The 18,619-nt window shown below is 42.5% G+C and carries 17 protein-coding genes; 10 read left to right on the top strand and 7 right to left on the bottom strand.

Annotation, left to right across the window (positions count from 1 at the left end; translation table 11 throughout):
- Window positions 1–67 precede the first annotated feature (67 nt).
- The 5 genes from SE27_RS05185 to SE27_RS05165 all read left to right on the top strand — a co-directional run bounded on the left by SE27_RS05185 (window position 68) and on the right by SE27_RS05165 (window position 4,628).
- Entirely contained in the window at window positions 68–355 is a 288-nt protein-coding gene (locus tag SE27_RS05185; protein ID WP_039623820.1) for a YbeD family protein, read from the top strand.
- A gap of 158 nt (window positions 356–513) precedes the next feature.
- The gene (lipB, locus tag SE27_RS05180; protein WP_039621476.1) at window positions 514–1,173 is read left to right on the top strand and encodes a lipoyl(octanoyl) transferase LipB; all 660 of its coding nucleotides are present in this window, start codon (window positions 514–516) and stop codon (window positions 1,171–1,173) included.
- A 76-nt stretch (window positions 1,174–1,249) separates the two neighbouring features.
- On the top strand, window positions 1,250–1,783 hold the full coding sequence (locus SE27_RS05175) for a hypothetical protein (RefSeq protein ID WP_039621474.1): 534 nt from the start codon (window positions 1,250–1,252) through the stop codon (window positions 1,781–1,783).
- 1 nt (window position 1,784) lies between these two features.
- Window positions 1,785–2,969, top strand: coding sequence for an iron-containing alcohol dehydrogenase (locus SE27_RS05170; protein ID WP_039621472.1), 1,185 nt, complete (start codon window positions 1,785–1,787; stop codon window positions 2,967–2,969).
- A 261-nt stretch (window positions 2,970–3,230) separates the two neighbouring features.
- Window positions 3,231–4,628, top strand: a complete 1,398-nt coding sequence (locus SE27_RS05165; RefSeq protein ID WP_039621470.1) for an APC family permease — start codon at window positions 3,231–3,233, stop codon at window positions 4,626–4,628.
- 201 nt (window positions 4,629–4,829) lie between these two features.
- On the opposite strand, the gene SE27_RS05160 is transcribed toward SE27_RS05165, so the two are convergent.
- The 7 genes from SE27_RS05160 to rplU all read right to left on the bottom strand — a co-directional run bounded on the left by SE27_RS05160 (window position 4,830) and on the right by rplU (window position 10,760).
- Window positions 4,830–5,309 carry a tRNA (cytidine(34)-2'-O)-methyltransferase gene (locus SE27_RS05160; protein WP_039621468.1) on the bottom strand — a complete coding sequence of 160 codons (480 nt, stop codon included), beginning with the start codon at window positions 5,307–5,309 and terminating at the stop codon, window positions 4,830–4,832.
- Window positions 5,310–5,346: 37 nt separating this feature from the next.
- Entirely contained in the window at window positions 5,347–6,723 is a 1,377-nt protein-coding gene (gene cysG / locus SE27_RS05155; RefSeq protein WP_039621467.1) for a siroheme synthase CysG, read from the bottom strand.
- A gap of 85 nt (window positions 6,724–6,808) precedes the next feature.
- The gene (gene serS / locus SE27_RS05150) at window positions 6,809–8,080 is read right to left on the bottom strand and encodes a serine--tRNA ligase (protein ID WP_039621465.1); all 1,272 of its coding nucleotides are present in this window, start codon (window positions 8,078–8,080) and stop codon (window positions 6,809–6,811) included.
- Between the two features lie 119 nt (window positions 8,081–8,199).
- Window positions 8,200–8,985: an RsiV family protein gene (locus SE27_RS05145; protein ID WP_052251707.1), complete on the bottom strand. Its 786-nt coding sequence runs from the start codon at window positions 8,983–8,985 to the stop codon at window positions 8,200–8,202.
- A 270-nt stretch (window positions 8,986–9,255) separates the two neighbouring features.
- The gene (gene lolA / locus SE27_RS05140) at window positions 9,256–9,954 is read right to left on the bottom strand and encodes an outer membrane lipoprotein chaperone LolA (protein ID WP_039621463.1); all 699 of its coding nucleotides are present in this window, start codon (window positions 9,952–9,954) and stop codon (window positions 9,256–9,258) included.
- Window positions 9,955–10,172: 218 nt separating this feature from the next.
- Complete coding sequence (gene rpmA, locus SE27_RS05135) at window positions 10,173–10,430, bottom strand: 50S ribosomal protein L27 (RefSeq protein WP_039621461.1); 258 nt, start codon at window positions 10,428–10,430, stop codon at window positions 10,173–10,175.
- Between the two features lie 18 nt (window positions 10,431–10,448).
- Window positions 10,449–10,760 carry a 50S ribosomal protein L21 gene (gene rplU / locus SE27_RS05130; RefSeq protein ID WP_039621459.1) on the bottom strand — a complete coding sequence of 104 codons (312 nt, stop codon included), beginning with the start codon at window positions 10,758–10,760 and terminating at the stop codon, window positions 10,449–10,451.
- A gap of 431 nt (window positions 10,761–11,191) precedes the next feature.
- Between rplU and sdsA the strand changes: the two genes are divergently transcribed.
- The 5 genes from sdsA to SE27_RS05105 form a co-directional block, all read left to right on the top strand.
- On the top strand, window positions 11,192–12,169 hold the full coding sequence (sdsA, locus tag SE27_RS05125) for an All-trans-nonaprenyl-diphosphate synthase (RefSeq protein ID WP_039621457.1): 978 nt from the start codon (window positions 11,192–11,194) through the stop codon (window positions 12,167–12,169).
- Window positions 12,170–12,203: 34 nt separating this feature from the next.
- The gene (locus SE27_RS05120) at window positions 12,204–14,249 is read left to right on the top strand and encodes a site-specific recombinase (RefSeq protein ID WP_039621455.1); all 2,046 of its coding nucleotides are present in this window, start codon (window positions 12,204–12,206) and stop codon (window positions 14,247–14,249) included.
- A 160-nt stretch (window positions 14,250–14,409) separates the two neighbouring features.
- On the top strand, window positions 14,410–15,015 hold the full coding sequence (locus SE27_RS05115; RefSeq protein ID WP_039621453.1) for a phosphatase PAP2 family protein: 606 nt from the start codon (window positions 14,410–14,412) through the stop codon (window positions 15,013–15,015).
- Between the two features lie 32 nt (window positions 15,016–15,047).
- Window positions 15,048–16,313, top strand: a complete 1,266-nt coding sequence (locus tag SE27_RS05110; protein ID WP_039621451.1) for an efflux RND transporter periplasmic adaptor subunit — start codon at window positions 15,048–15,050, stop codon at window positions 16,311–16,313.
- A 12-nt stretch (window positions 16,314–16,325) separates the two neighbouring features.
- Window positions 16,326–18,619: efflux RND transporter permease subunit (locus SE27_RS05105; RefSeq protein ID WP_455549969.1), on the top strand; the 2,294-nt coding region annotated here is incomplete at its 3' end.

The raw sequence follows: 18,619 nt of genomic DNA, 5'->3' as shown, positions 1-18,619 counted from the left end.
ATTTATTATTCAAGACACACAACGCCTGCATCAGCAGGCGTTTCAGATAAAGGGGTCGACTATGACCATGTTAGACCGTACACCGTCTCGTGAACTACGAGAAGATCTTTGGGTTTTCCCAATGGATTATCCTATTAAACTGATTGGCGAAGCAGGCGACGATTTACACGTTGCAGTGGTCGAAATTTTAGTGAAACATTTCCCTGAATTTGATCGCTCAAGCCTGAAAGTGCAGCCATCGCGCACTGGTAAATATCACTCTTTGACTGCGCAACTTGTGTTTATTGAACTTGAACAAGTGCATGCGTTGTATGCCGATTTAGCGGCCTGTCCTTTGATTAAGACCGCACTTTAATAGTATAAAAAACACGCTGATTGGCGTGTTTTTTCTTTTATAACCACATGATTGTATCTTTAAAAATAAAAATGAATTCTAATAATACTTTTGACTGCCATCTAGTGCTGACTTGATTATAATTACTCATCTTACTCAAATTTAAGGACGCGCTGCACATGACGGATGCTGTTCTCAAACCCAGTTTAATTATTCGCCAATTTAATCAACTTACGCCCTATCTCGATCGTTTTCAGCACATGAAAAGTTTCACTGAAAACCGCGATGAAAATACGGCTGATGAGCTGTGGATTTTGCAGCATCTTGAGGTACTGACGCAAGGACAAGCCGGGAAAGCTGAACACATCTTACTGCCCAGTGATATTCCGGTGGTGCAAACCGATCGCGGCGGTCAAGTCACTTGGCATGGCCCAGGACAGCTTGTGGCCTACTTTATGTTTGATTTGAACCGCTTAGGTTGGAATGTGCGCAGCTTAGTGTCGTATACTGAAAATTTAATGATTGAACTTTTAAAAAAGTATGACATTGACGCCTATGCAAAGCCCGATGCACCGGGGGTATATGTTGCGGATCGAAAAATTGGTTCACTCGGTTTTAAAATTCGTAAAGGACGCAGCTATCACGGCTTTGCACTGAATATTGATTGTGACCTCTCCGGCTTTCACACCATTAACCCGTGTGGCTATGCAGGACTGGAAATGATTCGCATGATGGACTTGGTACACCCCTATCCACAGTTTAAGGATTTATGTTGCGATATGATTGAAACTTTAAATCACAGCGGTTACTTTAATGAAGTTCAAGTTAAGCAACAATAACTTTGCTTTTAACATTAAAATAAATTAGAGTATTTACTCTAAATTAATAGAATATTTTTAGATAAGGGATGCGCGAGTGATTTCAACCAAATCCGTCAAGCCCGCTTTACAACTGGTCTATGTCAAACTCATGATGGATGTGATTGGCAGAGGCTTAGTCATGGCGAGTCAAGTCGATGAAGAAGTAAAACAAGAAGTGGCTAAATTTCCTGTAGGATTCGTTCTGTCGATGAATGTATTTCCACATGGGCCCGCTTTTATTGCCAAAGTCACGCCCGATCATCAATTAGAACTGTTGCACAGTGTCGAAAATAAGCCTGACCTGACCATTACCTTTAAGCATCTCAGTCATGCATTTTTAGTATTTTCATTTCAAGAAAGTACTGCGCAAGCTTTTGCCCATGACCGTATGATTGCAGATGGCGATGTCGGCTATGCCATTCGTTTGGTACGTTGCTTAAATAAAATGGAAGCGCTGATTTTACCTAAACTGCTTGCTGAACTGGCTGTTAAACAATATCCACATGAATTGGGCCTAAAAGAAAAACTTACTGGCGCTGCCCACATTTATTTAAAACTCGCCCAATCATATTTTAAACGGAGTGCATAACATGGCTAAGCCTTATTACGAATTTTTCTGTCCAGTAAAAATCATCGCAGGTCATGCCGCGTTAGAACACATTCCGTTTGAACTTGCCACATTAGGTGCCAAACGTCCGCTGATTATTACCGATAAAGGCGTGCGCGCTAACAACTTATTAAATCCAATTGAAGCTGCATTTGAATCTACCGATGCGGTGATTGGTTATATCTTTGATGATGTTCCACCTGACTCCAGTGTCGAAACCGTTCGTCTGGCGGCAAAAGCTTATCGCGAGCATAACTGTGATGCCATTATTGCTGTCGGTGGTGGTTCTGTGATTGACACCTCCAAAGCCACCAATATTTTGGTGAGCGAAGGCGGCGATGACTTACTGAAATTCTCAGGCGCGCATAACCTGCCAAAACCACTCAAACCATTTTTTGTGATTCCCACGACATCAGGCACCGGCTCTGAAGTGACCATGGTTGCGGTGGTGTCTGACCTTGAAAAAAATGTCAAAATGGCTTTTGCCTCTTATTATTTAATGCCGCATGCTGCCATTCTTGATCCACGCATGACGCAAACCTTACCGCCACACTTAACCGCAATGACCGCAATGGACGCACTGACACATGCAGTCGAAGCCTATACTTGTATGGCGGCCAATCCGATTAGTGATGCCTATGCTACAGCGGCCATTAAAAAAGTCAGCACCAGCTTATTTAATGTGCTCGATAACCCGAGCGAAGAATTTGGTCGTCTGGAATTGGCGCAAGCCTCGACCATGGCCGGTATTGCCTTTTCTAACTCAATGGTCGGCTTAGTACATTCATTGGGCCACGCTTTAGGTGCAGTAGCACACTTGCCGCATGGCTTATGCATGAACCTGTTCTTGCCTTATGTGCTGGAATACAACAAAGAAGTGAATGGCGATAAAATTGCGGAACTGTTGCTGCCTTTAGCTGGTGCCGATATTTACGCGCAGACTCCTGCTCATTTACGTGCCGATAAAGCCATTGCGACCATTCTAACCATGCGTGATCGTTTATATGTATTAACGAAATTGCCGCGCACCTTGCGTGAAACGGGCAAGGTCTCCGAAGCACAACTCGATGAAGTGGCGGAAAAGGCCTTAAATGATGGCTCTATTATTTATAATCCAAAAGAAGCCAATCTAAATGATTTAAAGGCGATCTTAAAACAAGCATGGTAATGCTTAATCAATAGCTTGCTCTTGCTCACCCATTAGCCTGATGTTTTAAAAACATCGGGCTTTTGTTTGCAGCCATGAAATACAGCATTTTTACTCGATACGTGACTTTTCACCATAAAAATGCGAAAGGGATTGGCAAAAGCGCTCAAACTGGGGTAGATTGGCGCACTTTTATTTTATTCATCTCGGGAGGATCGTTGGTCTCAAACGATCCTTATAAATATGACTGATCCTTGATCAACGATTAAGAGGATAACGCCGTTGACAAATATCTCTGGGACTCCATCGGCAGCTAAACTGCAAAAAACGCTGGGACTCTGGCACATTATTATTATCGGTTTAGCCTATATACAGCCGATGACGTTGTTTGATACTTTCGGTTTAGTATCAGAAGAAAGTCATTTTCACGTACCGACATCCTATATATTTGCACTGATTGCAATTTTATTAACCTCCTTGAGTTACGGTCATATGATTCGCCGCTATCCGTCTTCGGGTTCGGCCTATACTTATGCGCAAAAATCAATTCATCCCAATATCGGCTTTATGGTCGGTTGGTCCTCTTGGCTCGATTATTTATTGTCGCCAATGGTCAATATTATTTTGGCTGTGATTTACCTTGAAGCTTTATTTCCAGGGGTTAATCACTGGATGTGGGTGGTGATTCTGACCGCATTTATGACCGCGGTAAACTTAAAAGGGGCGCGCTTCGTTGCCAACTTTAATAGTTTAATTGTACTGATTCAATTGATTGTGATTGCAGTATTCACCTATTTGGTCTACAGCAAATTACAAGCGGGCTTTAATGCTGATGGTCCGATTTCAGCAGATCAGCGTTATCAATTGTGGAGTCTTGAGCCTTTTTGGAATGAGATCACCTCAGTGGGTGCATTGGTGACGGGTGCCACTTTACTGTGTTTCTCTTTCACCGGTTTTGATTCATTAAGCTCATTGGCTGAAGAAACTAAAGACACTGAAAAGACCTTGCCTAAAGCAATTTTTCTGACTGCTTTAATTGCCGGTGTGATCTTTATTATCAGTGCCTACTTCATGCAAATCTACTTTCCAAATGATCCAAAAAGTTACTTTGCCGATGTCGCTGCAACACAACCAGATATTTTAATGTTGGTTGGTGGTTCGCTGTTCCAATCTTATGTATTGGCTTTTGCAATTGTGACAGTGATGGCGTCTGGAATTTCAGCACACGCTGGTGTCTCACGCTTAATGTTTGCAATGGGCCGTGATGGCGTAATTAATAAGAAAATTTTTGGTCATATTAGTCCGAAAAGTTTAACCCCATCTTACAATATTTTAATTGTGGGCTTGGTGGCTTTAACTGCTGGCTTTATGAGTTTAGACACGGTAATTTCATTGATTAGTTTTGGTGCACTCACGGCCTTTACCTTTGTTAACCTGTCGGTCATTTCACGTTATGCATTACGTGATGGACGCACCAAAAACGTTAAAGACATTGTAAACTTTGTGGTTGTACCGCTTCTCGGTTTCATTAGTGTATTTGCACTGTGGCTAGAAATTGAAGAAACCTCACTTAAATTTGGTTTATGGTGGGCCATGTTTGGTGTTTTATACTTGGGTTATAAAACCAAAGGCTTTAAACATCCTGCACCACAACACAATGAGTTTGATGACTCTCATTAATCTGTCGATTCATGCATATAAAAAAGACGCTCAATTGCGTCTTTTTTATATCTTAAATGCCTATTTTTGACTCAGCATGCAACTCAAACATAAAGCTAAAGTATCAAATCATACAAGTTAAAATAGCCAAATATTTATGATGCCAAAACATTTTAAGCCTAAAAAAGACCACTTTAAGGCAGCCTTTTTTAGGCTTAAATTTTAGAGCAAGACTTTAAAATCTTGCTGACGCCATGCTTCATATAAAATCACAGCCGTTGCATTGGAGAGATTCAAACTGCGTGACGTCGGCGCCATCGGTAAACGAATCCAATGTTGTTCTGGAAACAGCATACGTACCGATTCAGGCAAACCGCGCGTCTCTGGCCCCATTAACAAGGCCACTGGACGATTTAAATCAGAGGTATGCGGTGTTTGGGCACCTTTGGTGGTAAGCGGATAAATCGCATCACTGTCAATGCCCTGTTCTTGTAAATAAGCCAGACATTCTGCAAGGTTTTCCCACACTTTCATATGCGCCCATTCATGATAATCTAAACCCGCACGTCTGAGCTTTTTATCATCCAGTTCAAAACCGAGCGGTTTAACCAAATGTAATTGCGCACCAGTATTGGCACATAAACGAATGATATTCCCAGTGTTACTTGGAATTTCAGGCTCATACAAAACAACATGAATCACAAATTTTCTCGACTGGATGAATAGTACAAGGCCAGTCTTAGCCTTGCCATTGTAATTGATCGCGCAAACTGACCACTTCACCAATAATGGTTAAAGTCGGCGCTTGAATATGATGCTGAGTCACTTTGTCAGCTATATCCGCCAAGGTTCCAACCACCACTTTTTGCTCAGGGGTGGTGCCTTTAGAAATCAGTGCCACGGGCATATCTGAGCGTTGACCATGGGCAATTAACTGGGCGCAAATTTTTTCTAAACCCACTAGACCCATATACAACACCAAGGTTTGATTGGGATAAACCAATTCCTGCCACGGCAACTCGGGTGAACCTTCTTTTAAATGACCGGTTAGAAAACGCACACTTTGTGCATAGTCACGATGCGTTAAAGGAATACCGGCATATGCAGCACAACCCGACGCTGCGGTAATGCCCGGCACCACTTGAAAAGTCACGCCAGCAGCAAACAGTTCTTGAATTTCTTCACCACCCCGCCCAAAAATAAATGGATCACCGCCTTTTAAGCGGCAAACACGTTTACCTTTTCCGGCATATTCAACCAATAATGCGTTAATGCCCTCTTGTGGCACACTATGATTGGAACGCGCTTTGCCAACATAAACTTTATCGGCATCACGGCGGCACAACTCTAAAATTGCAGGCGAAACCAAACGATCATAAATCACCACATCGGCCTGTTGCATCAAGCGTAATGCTTTTAAGGTAAGTAATTCCGGATCACCCGGCCCTGCACCCACCAAATACACTTCACCTTTGGGCTTTTGCCACTGCATTAGAGCCTGTTCAATAAGACGATCAGCTTCTGCCATATTGTCATTAAACACTTGCTCTTTTAACGGACTGGCGTATAAATCTTCCCAAAAAATACGGCGCTCATCCGGATTAACAATTTTAACTTTCACCGCAGCGCGCCATTTACCGGAAAATTCTGCCAGTTTGCCCATGCCATGCGGAATAATAGATTCGAGCTGGGTTCGGATTTGCCGCGATAACACTGGCGATGTGCCATTACTGGCAATCGACAGCACCAACGGAGAACGATCCACAATCGCAGGCACCATAAAACGGCAATGCGGCAGATCATCCACACTATTGACCAAAATATTTTCCGCTTCGCAGCATTCAAAGACTTGGATATTGACCATTTTGTCGTTGGTGGCCGCAATAACCAATCGATAATGCCGCAGCGGCATATCTAGGCTAAACGGCGCTTGCAGATACTGCCCTTGCGTGCTGTGTACCAACTGCAATAACTTGGCTTCAATCGCAGGTGCAACCACATGAATAATTGCGCCGGCTTTGGCCAAAAGTACCGCTTTACGATAGGCAATCGCACCGCCTCCGACAATCAGACACGGTTGCTGTTGCAACTTCAAAGAGATTGGAAAAATATCCACACACTACCTCAATAGTTTAAATCTGATGGTCTTCAGGCTGAAATAAGCGTGCTGTACAGCATAAGTTTTACGCTTAATCGATTCATTAATTAATGAATTCTGTACCGCCCATATACGGACGCAGTGCCACTGGAATTTCAATAGAACCATCGGCACGTTGATAGTTTTCCATCACCGCCAGTAAAGTACGTCCAACCGCTAAACCCGAACCATTTAAGGTATGCAAAAATTCAGTTTTCTTTTGATCGACACGATAACGTGCTTTCATGCGACGTGCTTGGAAGTCGCCCATACATGAACAACTTGAAATTTCACGATAGCTATTTTGACTCGGCACCCAAACTTCTAAGTCATAGGTTTTAATCGCGCCAAAACCCATATCACCACCACAGAGAATAATTTTACGATATGGCAGACCCAGTGCTTGTAAGATGCCTTCAGCGTGACCGGTTAATTCTTCTAACGCCTGCATTGAATCTTCAGGTTTAACAATTTGCACCATTTCAACTTTATCAAATTGGTGTTGACGAATTAAACCACGCGTATCACGGCCGTAAGAACCTGCTTCACTGCGAAAACAAGGCGTATGCGCAGCATATTTAAGCGGTAGACGCTCTGGATCAACAATTTCATCACGTACAAAATTGGTCACTGGCACTTCAGCAGTTGGAATTAGATAATATTCTTTTTCACCTTGCAGTTTAAATAAATCTTCTTCAAATTTAGGCAGTTGACCTGTACCGCGCAAAGATTCCGCATTCACCAAATACGGCACATAGGCTTCGGTATAGCCATTTTTGAGCGTGTGAGTATCAAGCATAAATTGGGTGAGCGCACGTTGTAGACGCGCCAATGGCCCTTTCAGCACACTAAAGCGCGTGCCGGTCAATTTAGTCGCAGTTTCAAACTCCAAACCGCCCATCCATTCACCTAAGTCAGTATGATCTTTAATTTCAAAATCAAACTGGCGCGGTGTGCCCCAAGTTAAAACTTCAACATTGTCATCTTCATCTTTCCCTTCAGGTACAGACTCATGCGGCATATTGGGAATGGTTAAAGATTTGTTTTCAATTTCGGCTTGTAGCTCAGTCAGTGCAACTTCAGCAGCTTTAATTTCATCGCCAATGGCAGACATACGCGCCATAATTTCAGTGGCATCACCACCGGATTTTTTAATTTGGCCGACTTGCTTAGCACCTGCATTACGTTCAGCTTGTAAAGCTTCAGTTCTAGACTGAAGCTCTTTACGCCGCGCTTCGAGTGAAGCCCACTCCGCTACATTCAGCTGAACACCACGTTTTGCTAAGGCTAAATTTACAGCCTCAATATTATTTCGGATTAATTTTGGGTCGATCATCGCCAATCTTTTACAAAGAAAAAAACTGGCTATAGTGTAAGCGCTAAAGCGCAAAAAAGACAGTAATCACCTGTCTAGCTGCGGCTTATTAGCGCAAATTTCCTCGCATTTATTTAAACTTAAGAGTTGGGATAGCTGGGTAAACTGGGCAGATATTCAGCTTTAATCAATTTTTGCGCCGCCACATACGGCAAGGTCAATTCACTCATGCCTTCTGCATAAGAGGCTAGCTCATACAATGGATAAACAAAGACAATACCATTGGCCCCATAATAGAAATTATCACTTAAGTTCAGCTTACTGCGCTCAATCTTATGTTCCTCTAACCAAATTGTATTGGCATCATATACAGCATCCAATACAGATTGCTCGGCACCTTTAACCAAGACATCCTGTAAAGCCAAGCGTTTTTTACTTTTTAAATCAAAATTAACGAATTCTTGGTGATGCATCCCATGCGCAGCACCTGCTGAATAGCTGTAACTTTGCAGCGCAAAAGTCGCTCGATTATAATTTTGATCCACAAAGCGCACATAAGTGGAACTTTGACTTAAATTCGGCACCGCACCTTCAGCAGTATTTATTTTTTCGTTTGGCGCGGTTGAAAAAGCAATCGGATCGGCTTTTTGAATCCGGTCGATAAAATAATCATCAATCCATTTCAGGTTACTTTGAATGGTCTGTATATCATATTGCATACAACCTTCAGCATCACAGGCTTCAGACTTGGTCAATTTTACCGGAACCACTTTGGCTTGAATGGCCATTATCGTATTTTCTTGAACCTGTTGTGGCTTGGCGCTATCGGCAGTCCCTTCACCTTTGGGCTGACATGCGCTGAGTGCTACGGCGCTCAGCAGCAGTGAACTGCTGATTAACCAAGATTTTAATGCAGTGGATTTCATCCGGCGACCGTATCCTGTACTTAAAATGAATACTGCCACTATACGAATAATGCGATCGCGATAAAATTACAGAAATGTAGCAACCTAATATTCAGTCGTGTTGTGTAGCGCTTTAAATGAGATGACTTTATTCAAAAATAAAGCCGTACAATCATCAGCCTAAAGCATCAATTAAACCAAGACTCTGCATTTTATCTTTTGTCGATTTATGCATGTGATCGTAAAAAAACAATAAAAAAACCACCCGAAGGTGGTTTGAATAGGTACAGCTTATTGGTCAATAATATCGGTGCCTTTTGGCGGGGTAAAATTAAAGGTTGAGGCCGGAATACTTGGATTTACTTTGACATTGTTAAACTTCACATGCGTGGTTTGACCCAAGGAATCTTGTAAAATCATTAAAGTCGGGGCTTTATTGGCACCAAAACTAATGGTTAAACTTTGAAATGCACCATCTTGATCTTTAGGCAGCAAGGTGTAATAGGTTTTGCCTTTATCGGGCTGCGTAACACGATAAGCTTTCATAATCTGACTGGTGTCACCCGACAACAACAGTGCCGGTGTATTGGCAACTTGATCATCTAAACTTTGACGAACGGCTTGTTGTAAATCTGGATCATAAATCCAGACGGTTTTGCCTGAAGCAACAATGGTCTGTTTCGATGGACTGCTGGTTTCCCAGAAGAATTTCCCCGGACGTGCAACTTTCATCACTCCAGTAAAGGTCTGATTCATATGTTGTCCAGTCAGTCCTTTTTTCTGTGGCGCTTTTGCACCCGAAGTGGCTTTGGTGGTTTGTTCAAAATTTGCTGACAAACTACGAATATCACTCAGCTGTTTAACCAAATTCGTGGTGGCTTGTTGCTCCGATGCTGCAACAGGCGCAGCGAAAACAGTAGTACTGATGACGGGTGCCAGTGTGGCTGCCCCAAAGGTTATCGCACATAGAGTTTTACGAAGCATTTTCATATCATCACCTTTTTATTTGCTAGAGCGCAATTTCTTTAAGCTTTTATCTTAAACCAATTTTTAGCGCTAATAATTGAGAAAATAAGAAGTTTTGTATGGTTATTAATATGGATTGTAGGGATTTCTTCATCATGATGAAGATTGAATCATTGTGTTAATCAAACAATTGGCATAAAAAAACCCACATTAAATGTGGGTTTTTTCTTAAAAATTAAAGCTTATACAGCTTCAACTCTTACGTAGCGACGGCCAAACTGACCTTTCACTTCAAATTTGATCACGCCATCAGCGGTTGCAAATAAAGTATGGTCACGACCCATACCAACGTTTGTACCCGCGTGGAATTCTGTACCACGTTGACGAACGATGATGTTACCTGCAGTCACAGATTGACCACCAAACATTTTAACGCCTAACATTTTAGGGTTTGAATCACGACCGTTACGTGTCGAACCACCGGCTTTTTTGTGAGCCATGTTTATTACTCCTCGTAATTAGCCTGAAATAGCAGTAATTTTCAACTCGGTAAACCATTGACGGTGACCTTGTTGTTTACGGTAATGTTTACGACGACGCATTTTGATAATACGAATTTTGTCGTGACGACCGTGGCTAACTACTTCAGCAGTTACTGTAGCACCAGCAACAACTGGAGCACCAATTTGAATGCTGTCGCCGTTTACAAGCATCAATACGTCATCAAACGTAATGGTTGCGCCAGTTTCAGCTTTCAACAATTCTACTTTAAGGGTTTCACCCTCGATCACACGGTGCTGTTTACCACCGCTTTGGATTACTGCGTACATAATGTACTCCAAACATGCCCGTGTCGTCGTGTCGGTACTGGAATATACCGCTCTTAAGACGGACGCCACTGGGGTATCTATAAGGGCAAACATATTAAGTGATAATAAATCAAACAACAAGCCATTTTAGTGTTTTTTCGCTTTTCAATATTGTTTATTTTATCTTCACTTAAATGTTCAAAAAATAAATATTTTATACATCTTGAGTTCTTAATTTTATAAAATGAAATAGATTTTTAAAATCAATTCGCTAGTATAGACTGGCAATGCTCGCGCAATCAGCTATTTAGCGAATTATAGATGGATACACTGCTGATAAATTTCTGCTGAGTATAGATTTAACCAGCCAAATTCAGATCTTGGCTTTATCACTTGCTATAATTGCGCCACGATATAATAAGCAATTCAATTTTATAAGGGTTCCTCTGGGTATGGCCATCGACTTTAAGCAAGACATTCTCGCTCCTGTTGCTTCAGATTTTGCTGCGATGGACACATTTATTAATGAAGGCATTACCTCAAAAATTGCCTTAGTCATGGCTGTTAGTAAGCATGTGGTTGAAGCTGGCGGCAAACGGATGCGTCCGATTATGTGTTTATTGGCTGCCAAGGCTTGCGGTGCAACCGACTTAGAGTCTCATCGTAAGCTTGCCGCGATCATTGAAATGCTACATACCGCCACTTTGGTGCATGATGATGTGGTGGATGAATCTGGCTTACGCCGTGGTCGTCCAACGGCCAACGCCACATGGAATAACCAAACCGCTGTTTTGGTCGGAGACTTTTTAATTTCTCGTGCCTTCGACTTGCTGGTTGATTTAAACAACATGACCTTGCTCAAAGACTTCTCCACCGGCACTTGTGAAATTGCTGAAGGTGAAGTACTGCAATTACAAGCACAGCATCAACCCGATACTACAGAACAAACCTATCTCGATATTATTCACGGCAAAACCTCACGCTTGTTTGAACTGGCAACCGAAGGTGCAGCCATTTTAGCCGGTACACCGCAGTACCGCGAACCACTGCGCACCTTTGCCGGTCATTTTGGGAATGCCTTTCAAATTATTGATGATATTTTAGATTACACCTCGGATGCTGAAACCTTAGGCAAAAATATTGGCGATGACCTGATGGAAGGCAAACCGACCTTACCGTTAATTTCAGCCTTGCAAAAAACCTCAGGTGAAGAGCATCAAATTGTTCGCTCCAGTATTGCCACTGGCGGTACAGCACAGCTGGATCGTGTGGTCAGTATTGTACAAAACTGTGGTGCACTGGATTATTGTCGCCAACGCGCCTTGCAAGAAACTGAAGCAGCCTTACAGGCTTTAGCACATCTGCCTGAGAGTGAATATCGCCAAGCCTTGATTAATTTAACCCAACTTGCCTTAAACCGGATTCAATAATGAAAGCCTCCGCAAATAGCTTCATCACGCTCTTATGTATATAAATTTTAACGATCTATTTTTGCGTATGCAGCAACAGCTTGATGCAGATCAGGCTGTTTTAGAAGGTGCATTACTGATTGAATTGGTACAGCGCATTCGTCCTGAAGATGCCAGTAATAACGAAGAAATTGATCAAAAATTTCAAGCTTTCGTGCAATCTTTACTGATCACACCAAACGCTGCAATTACTTTGCAAAATTTCGTGTTAAAGCTCATCAATCAGTACAAACAAACCAGTTTATATGCCGATACGGGCATTTTATCGCTCGATGGTTTTTGGAATCAGCTTTCGCAGCGTCTCGGCGCACATTTTTTGCCACTGATTAATGATGAAAGCCAACTGCAAGATTTAGTACGGCGCGTGTTTCATCAACGTAGTGATAAATATTGGCTCGACAGCATTGATGAAGCGGATTGGCAAAAATTATTTGCTTTAATCAACCAAGGTCACAGCAATCAAAACGAAAAACAAAAAATCAAAAGTGAGCTGATTAAAGCCATCACGGTCTTGTCTTATCGCATTAGTGGCATTGGTCTGCATCCTGAATTTATTGATGCTCAGCCCAATTTAACTGAATATGAATCGCCATTTTTGGTGCAGAATCGCGAAATTGTCGAATTTATTCAAGCGCACAAAAAACTCGAACACAATACTGACCCGATGGCTGTGATTGTCCCGCCTGATGCTGCACAAGCTTTGGTGATGATGGAACAGTGCCGCGATGTGGTGTTAAAAATCCGCCGTGCCACCAAAAGAATTGGTGTGAGTTTAAGTCTGACCTATTTATTGTCTTTACTGGAACAGTGTCTTGATCGGATTGAGTTATTGCTCAGCCTGATTGTCGATGAAGATCAAGTTCGTTATGAATCGTTAGGCTTACTGATGGTGGATATCACCACGGCCATTTATAGCGAACGTAGCGTGCGTTCACTACTGGCTACCAACAGTGAATTAATTGCTCTACAAGTGACTGAAAATGCCAGTAAAACCGGTGGTCATTATGTAAGTACCGATAAGCAAGGTTTTTGGTCGATGTACAAATCGGCGGCGGGTGCTGGGGTGATTATTGCCATTATGGCCACCTTAAAGATTTTATCTGCACGGTTGGTGCTGGCACCGATGATGCAGGCATTTGTCTTTAGCATGAATTACTCTTTTGGTTTTATGCTGATTCATGTGCTACATTTTACCGTAGCCACCAAACAACCGGCCATGACGGCTGCAGCATTGGCAGCCACGGTACAGCAGCGTAAAGGCTCTAAAACGGCACAAATTGCTGAACTTGCGGCATTGATTATTAATATTATTCGTACCCAATTTATTGCTATTTTAGGCAACATCTCAATTGCCATTCCAGTGGCGGCTATTATTACTTTATTGTGGGAATACGGTCTGCACGAGCCATTACTGACTCACACCAAAGCCAGTCACACGCTACACTCTCTAAATCCTTTTACTTCATTGGCCATTCCGCATGCCGCGATTGCAGGCATCTGTTTGTTTTTTTCCGGCTTAATTGCTGGTTATTTTGACAATATGGCCATTTATCGCAAAGTTGGCTTACGCTTAAAAGCGCATGCCAAACTTAAACAGGTTTTAGGTCAAGAGCGACTGAACCGATTTGCGGTTTATATTGAAGGTAATTTAGGGGCACTGGCAGGGAATTTCTTATTCGGTATTATGCTGGGCAGTATGGGCACGATTGGCTTTATTTTAGGTTTACCGCTGGATATTCGCCATATTGCTTTTGCCTCGGCCAACTTTATTCAAGGTTTAATCAATCTCAATGATACGCCTGAGCTTGGTCTGATTTTTGTCTCCTTTCTTGGGGTGTTGTTAATTGGTTTAACCAACTTATTTGTAAGTTTCACTTTAACCATTATTGTGGCTTTACGCGCACGGCGCGTTCGCTTTGAACAATGGAAACCGCTGGCCAAACTGGTACTCACACATTTTTTAACCCGTCCCAGCGACTTTTTTTGGCCACCCAAAACCCCATTGGAAGTTGAAGATGGTTCTTCATCGCCAAAATCTTGATCTAAAGAGTGGGTTATTTTGTTTTACTTGTGCTTAAAAACTCAGTACAAAAGGAAATGAGCGTTATTTCACAGACTTGAATTAAAGTGTACTGATGAGTACACTTTACCCAATCATGAGTCATATGCTCTAATCTGCTCATATTATACAGGTCTATGACATGCCCTACTTCTTGCTTGGTATAGGATTTTTATTATTTATTTTCAGTGTATTAATGCTTTTTGTTCCGGCCTTAAGTCAACTCGATCTACAGATTGTGGTTTGGATGAGTCAGCAACGCAGTAGCACTTTAAATATAATTTCTAGTACCTTATCTACTGTAGGTGGCATGCTATTTGTGCTATTTTTAACCACAATCTGGTGTTTATATCAAGTTTGGTATAAAAAATATCAGCGTGTGGTTTTTATTGCTTTAGGGCTGGTAGGGAGTATTGCCATTGTTTGGCTACTTAAATATCTAGTTTCAAGACCTCGTCCCCCTGAAATGTATCATCTGGTTGAAAGCTATGGTGCTTCATTTCCTAGTGCGCACAGTATGTATGCAGCTACTTTGGGTTGTCTTGCTATTTATCTTAGTCAAAAACATCCCCAGCATCACATCATCTGGTTTTGTGCTGTGCTGTGGCTAGTGATCATGGGACTGTCAAGAGTCTATCTTGGCGTACATTTTCCCTCTGATGTATTAGCAGGTTGGAGCATAAGTTTTATTTGGATCTCGCTGCTGTATTTAGGGTATGCCAAGTTCAGTAGAGCGAAGACAAATTAATTTTTAGATAAGAATCTAATCGAGGTGGAATAATGATGTCTGCAAAGCTATGGGCTCCCGCCCTAACCGCTTGCGCATTAGCAACAAGTATTGCTCTTGTTGGTTGTAGCAAAGATCCAAAGGATGCGCAGCAAGCTGCAGCAGCCCAAAAAATGCCGCCGACAGAAGTAGGTATTATTGTTGCCCAACCGCAAAGTGTTGAGCAATCGGTAGAACTTTCAGGTCGTGCCACGGCCTTTGAGATTTCCGAAGTCCGCCCCCAAACCAGTGGTGTGATTTTAAAACGACTCTTTACCGAAGGCAGTTATGTACGTAAAGGTCAGGCGTTGTATGAAATTGACGATCGTACGAATCGTGCCAGCGTTGATAGCGCACGTGCTGCACTCACACGCCAACAAGCCAACTTAAATGTATTACGCGTGAAAGAAGGCCGTTATCGTCAACTGGTCGGCAGCAACGCCATTTCCAAGCAAGAATATGACGACATCAATGCACAAGTAAAATTGGCTGAGGCTGATTTAGCGGCAACCCAAGCTGAACTTAAAAATACCCAAATTAACTTGGGCTATTCAACCGTTCGCGCACCCATCTCTGGGCAAACCAACCGTTCAACGGTTACGGTTGGTGCTTTAGTTACGGCCAGTCAAGCTGATCCATTGGTGACGGTTCAACGTTTAGATCCGATTTATGTAGATATGAATCAATCTAGTGCTGAATTATTACGTTTACGTCAAAAATTAAGCCAAGGTAGTTTAGACAGCAGCAACAACACCAAAGTCAAAATCAAACTTGAAGATGGCAGTTATTATCCGGTTGAAGGTCGTTTGGCGTTCTCGGATGCCAGCGTGAATCCAGACACCGGCACAGTCACTTTACGTGCAGTCTTCCCTAACCCGAATCATTTGTTGTTACCGGGCATGTATGCTACGGCGCAAATTGTGCAAGCCATCATTCCAAATGCCATCTTGATTCCACAAGCAGCCATTACCCGCACTCCGACCGGTCAGGCTGTGGCCATGATCGTAAACGAAAAAGGTGTAGTAGAAACCCGTCAGGTTGATACTGCCGGTGTTGAAGGAAAAGACTGGATTGTCACCAGCGGTTTAAAAACTGGCGATAAAGTGATTGTTGAAGGTGTGGCTAAAGTGAAAGATGGCGCGACTGTCAAAGCCAAGCCTTACCAGCCACAAGCTGCAACACCACAAGGTGCAGCACCCGCTAGCAATGCCAATACAGCAGAGAAACCTGCTGCACCGGCAGCTGCTAAAACCGAACAAAAAGCTACTTCAAGTGTATAAGGGGTAGATTTAATGGCTCATTTTTTTATTCATCGCCCCATTTTCGCTTGGGTGATTGCATTGGTGATTATGCTGGCGGGTATTTTAACCCTCAGCAAAATGCCGATTGCACAATATCCAACCATTGCACCGCCCACGGTCAGCATTTCTGCGACTTATCCTGGTGCATCTGCTGAAACTGTAGAAAATACAGTCACGCAAATTATCGAACAACAAATGAATGGCCTAGATGGCTTGCGCTATATTTCTTCAAATAGTGCAGGTAACGGACAGGCTTCTATTGCTTTAAACTTTGAACAAGGGATTGATCCTGATATTGCCCAAGTTCAAGTACAAAACAAATTGCAATCGGCCACGGCGCTTTTACCTGAAGATGTACAACGTCAAGGGTTAAGAGTCACTAAATCTGGTGCAAGCTTCTTGCAAGTTTTGGCGTTTTATTCACCGAATGGTGAGTTAACCGATGCCGACATTAAAGATTATGTAAACTCAAACATTTCTGAACCGCTTAGTCGTGTTGCAGGTGTAGGTGAAGTTCAAGTCTTTGGTGGTTCATATGCCATGCGTATTTGGTTGGACCCTGCGAAATTAAGCAGCTACCAACTTACACCAAGTGATGTTGTCGCTGCGTTACGTACCCAAAATGCACAAGTTGCAGTGGGTCAATTGGGTGGTGCACCATCAGTTGAAGGTCAAGTTCTGAATGCAACGGTAAATGCACAAAGCCTTCTACAAACACCTGAGCAGTTCCAAAATATTTTTCTAAAAAGTATGGGTTCTGGAGCAAAAGTAACCTTAAAAGATGTTGCCAAGGTTGAGTTAGGCTCGGACAATTATCAGTTTACCTCTAAATTTAATGGTAAGCCTGCTGGTGGTGTAGCAATTAAACTTGCAACAGGTGCGAATGCTTTAGATACAGCAACTGCGGTTGAAGAGCGTTTAGAACAATTACGTAAAAACTATCCAGCCGGTTTAAAAGACAAATTAGCATTTGATACTACGCCATTTATCAAACTTTCAATTGAAAGCGTTGTTCACACCTTAGTTGAAGCAGTTATTTTGGTTTTCATTGTCATGTTCTTATTCTTACAGAACTGGCGTGCAACCATTATTCCAACATTGGCAGTTCCTGTTGTCGTGTTGGGTACATTTGCGGTAATTAATGTTTTCGGCTTCTCAATCAATACCCTCACTATGTTTGCCATGGTGCTTGCGATTGGTCTTTTGGTCGATGATGCGATTGTCGTGGTCGAAAACGTTGAACGGGTGATGGTAGAAGAACATCTTGAACCTGTCGAAGCAACCGAAAAATCTATGAAACAGATTTCAGGTGCGTTGATCGGTATCACGACGGTCTTAACCGCAGTATTTGTTCCGATGGCATTTTTTAGTGGAACCACAGGCGTAATTTACCGCCAGTTCTCCATTACGCTTGTCACGGCCATGGTTTTGTCCTTGATTGTGGCCTTGACTTTTACACCTGCGCTTTGTGCAACCTTGTTGAAACAGCATGATAAAAACAAAGAACAGAATAACGGCTTCTTTGCTCGTTTCTTTCGTGGATTTAATACGCGTTTCGATCGTATGGCTGAAGGCTATCAGAAATGGGTGGGTAAACTTTTAGTTCATAAATTAATCGCAGGCGCAATTTATGCCGTGGTGATTGTGGGCTTGTTATTCCTGTTTAAAAACTTACCAAGTTCTTTCCTACCTGATGAAGATCAGGGTGTAGTGATGACTTTGGTTCAACTTCCACCGAATGCCACACTTGACCGTACTGATAAAGTCATTGACCAAATGACAGGTTTCTTTATGGAAAATGAAAAAGCCAACGTTGAATCGATCTTCAGTGTTTCAGGTTTCTCATTTACAGGCGTCGGTCAAAATGCAGGTCTGGCGTTTATTCAGTTAAAAGACTGGAGCGAGCGTACGAGTCCTGAATCGCAAATTGGTGCGGTGATACAACGTGGTATGGCCCTCAATGTGATTGCTAAAGATGCCTCTTATGTGATGCCTTTACAGCTTCCAGCAATGCCAGAACTAGGTGTGTCGGCAGGCTTTAACTTTATGCTTAAAGATGCGGCAGGAAATGGTCATGAAAAACTGATTGCTGCACGTAATACCATTTTAGGTTTGGCTGCTCAAGATAAACGTCTTGCAGGCGTTCGTCCGAATGGTCAAGAAGATACACCGCAATATAAAGTTTATATTGATAATGAAAAAGCCACGGCGATGGGCGTGAGCATTGCTGAAATTAACAGCACCATGAGTATTGCTTGGGGTGGTTCATATATTAATGACTTCAT

Source organism: Acinetobacter harbinensis (genome assembly GCF_000816495.1).
Lineage (GTDB): Bacteria > Pseudomonadota > Gammaproteobacteria > Pseudomonadales > Moraxellaceae > Acinetobacter > Acinetobacter harbinensis.
Note: the sequence above shows the minus strand (reverse complement) of the source record. Positions and strands in the feature narration are given on the sequence as shown.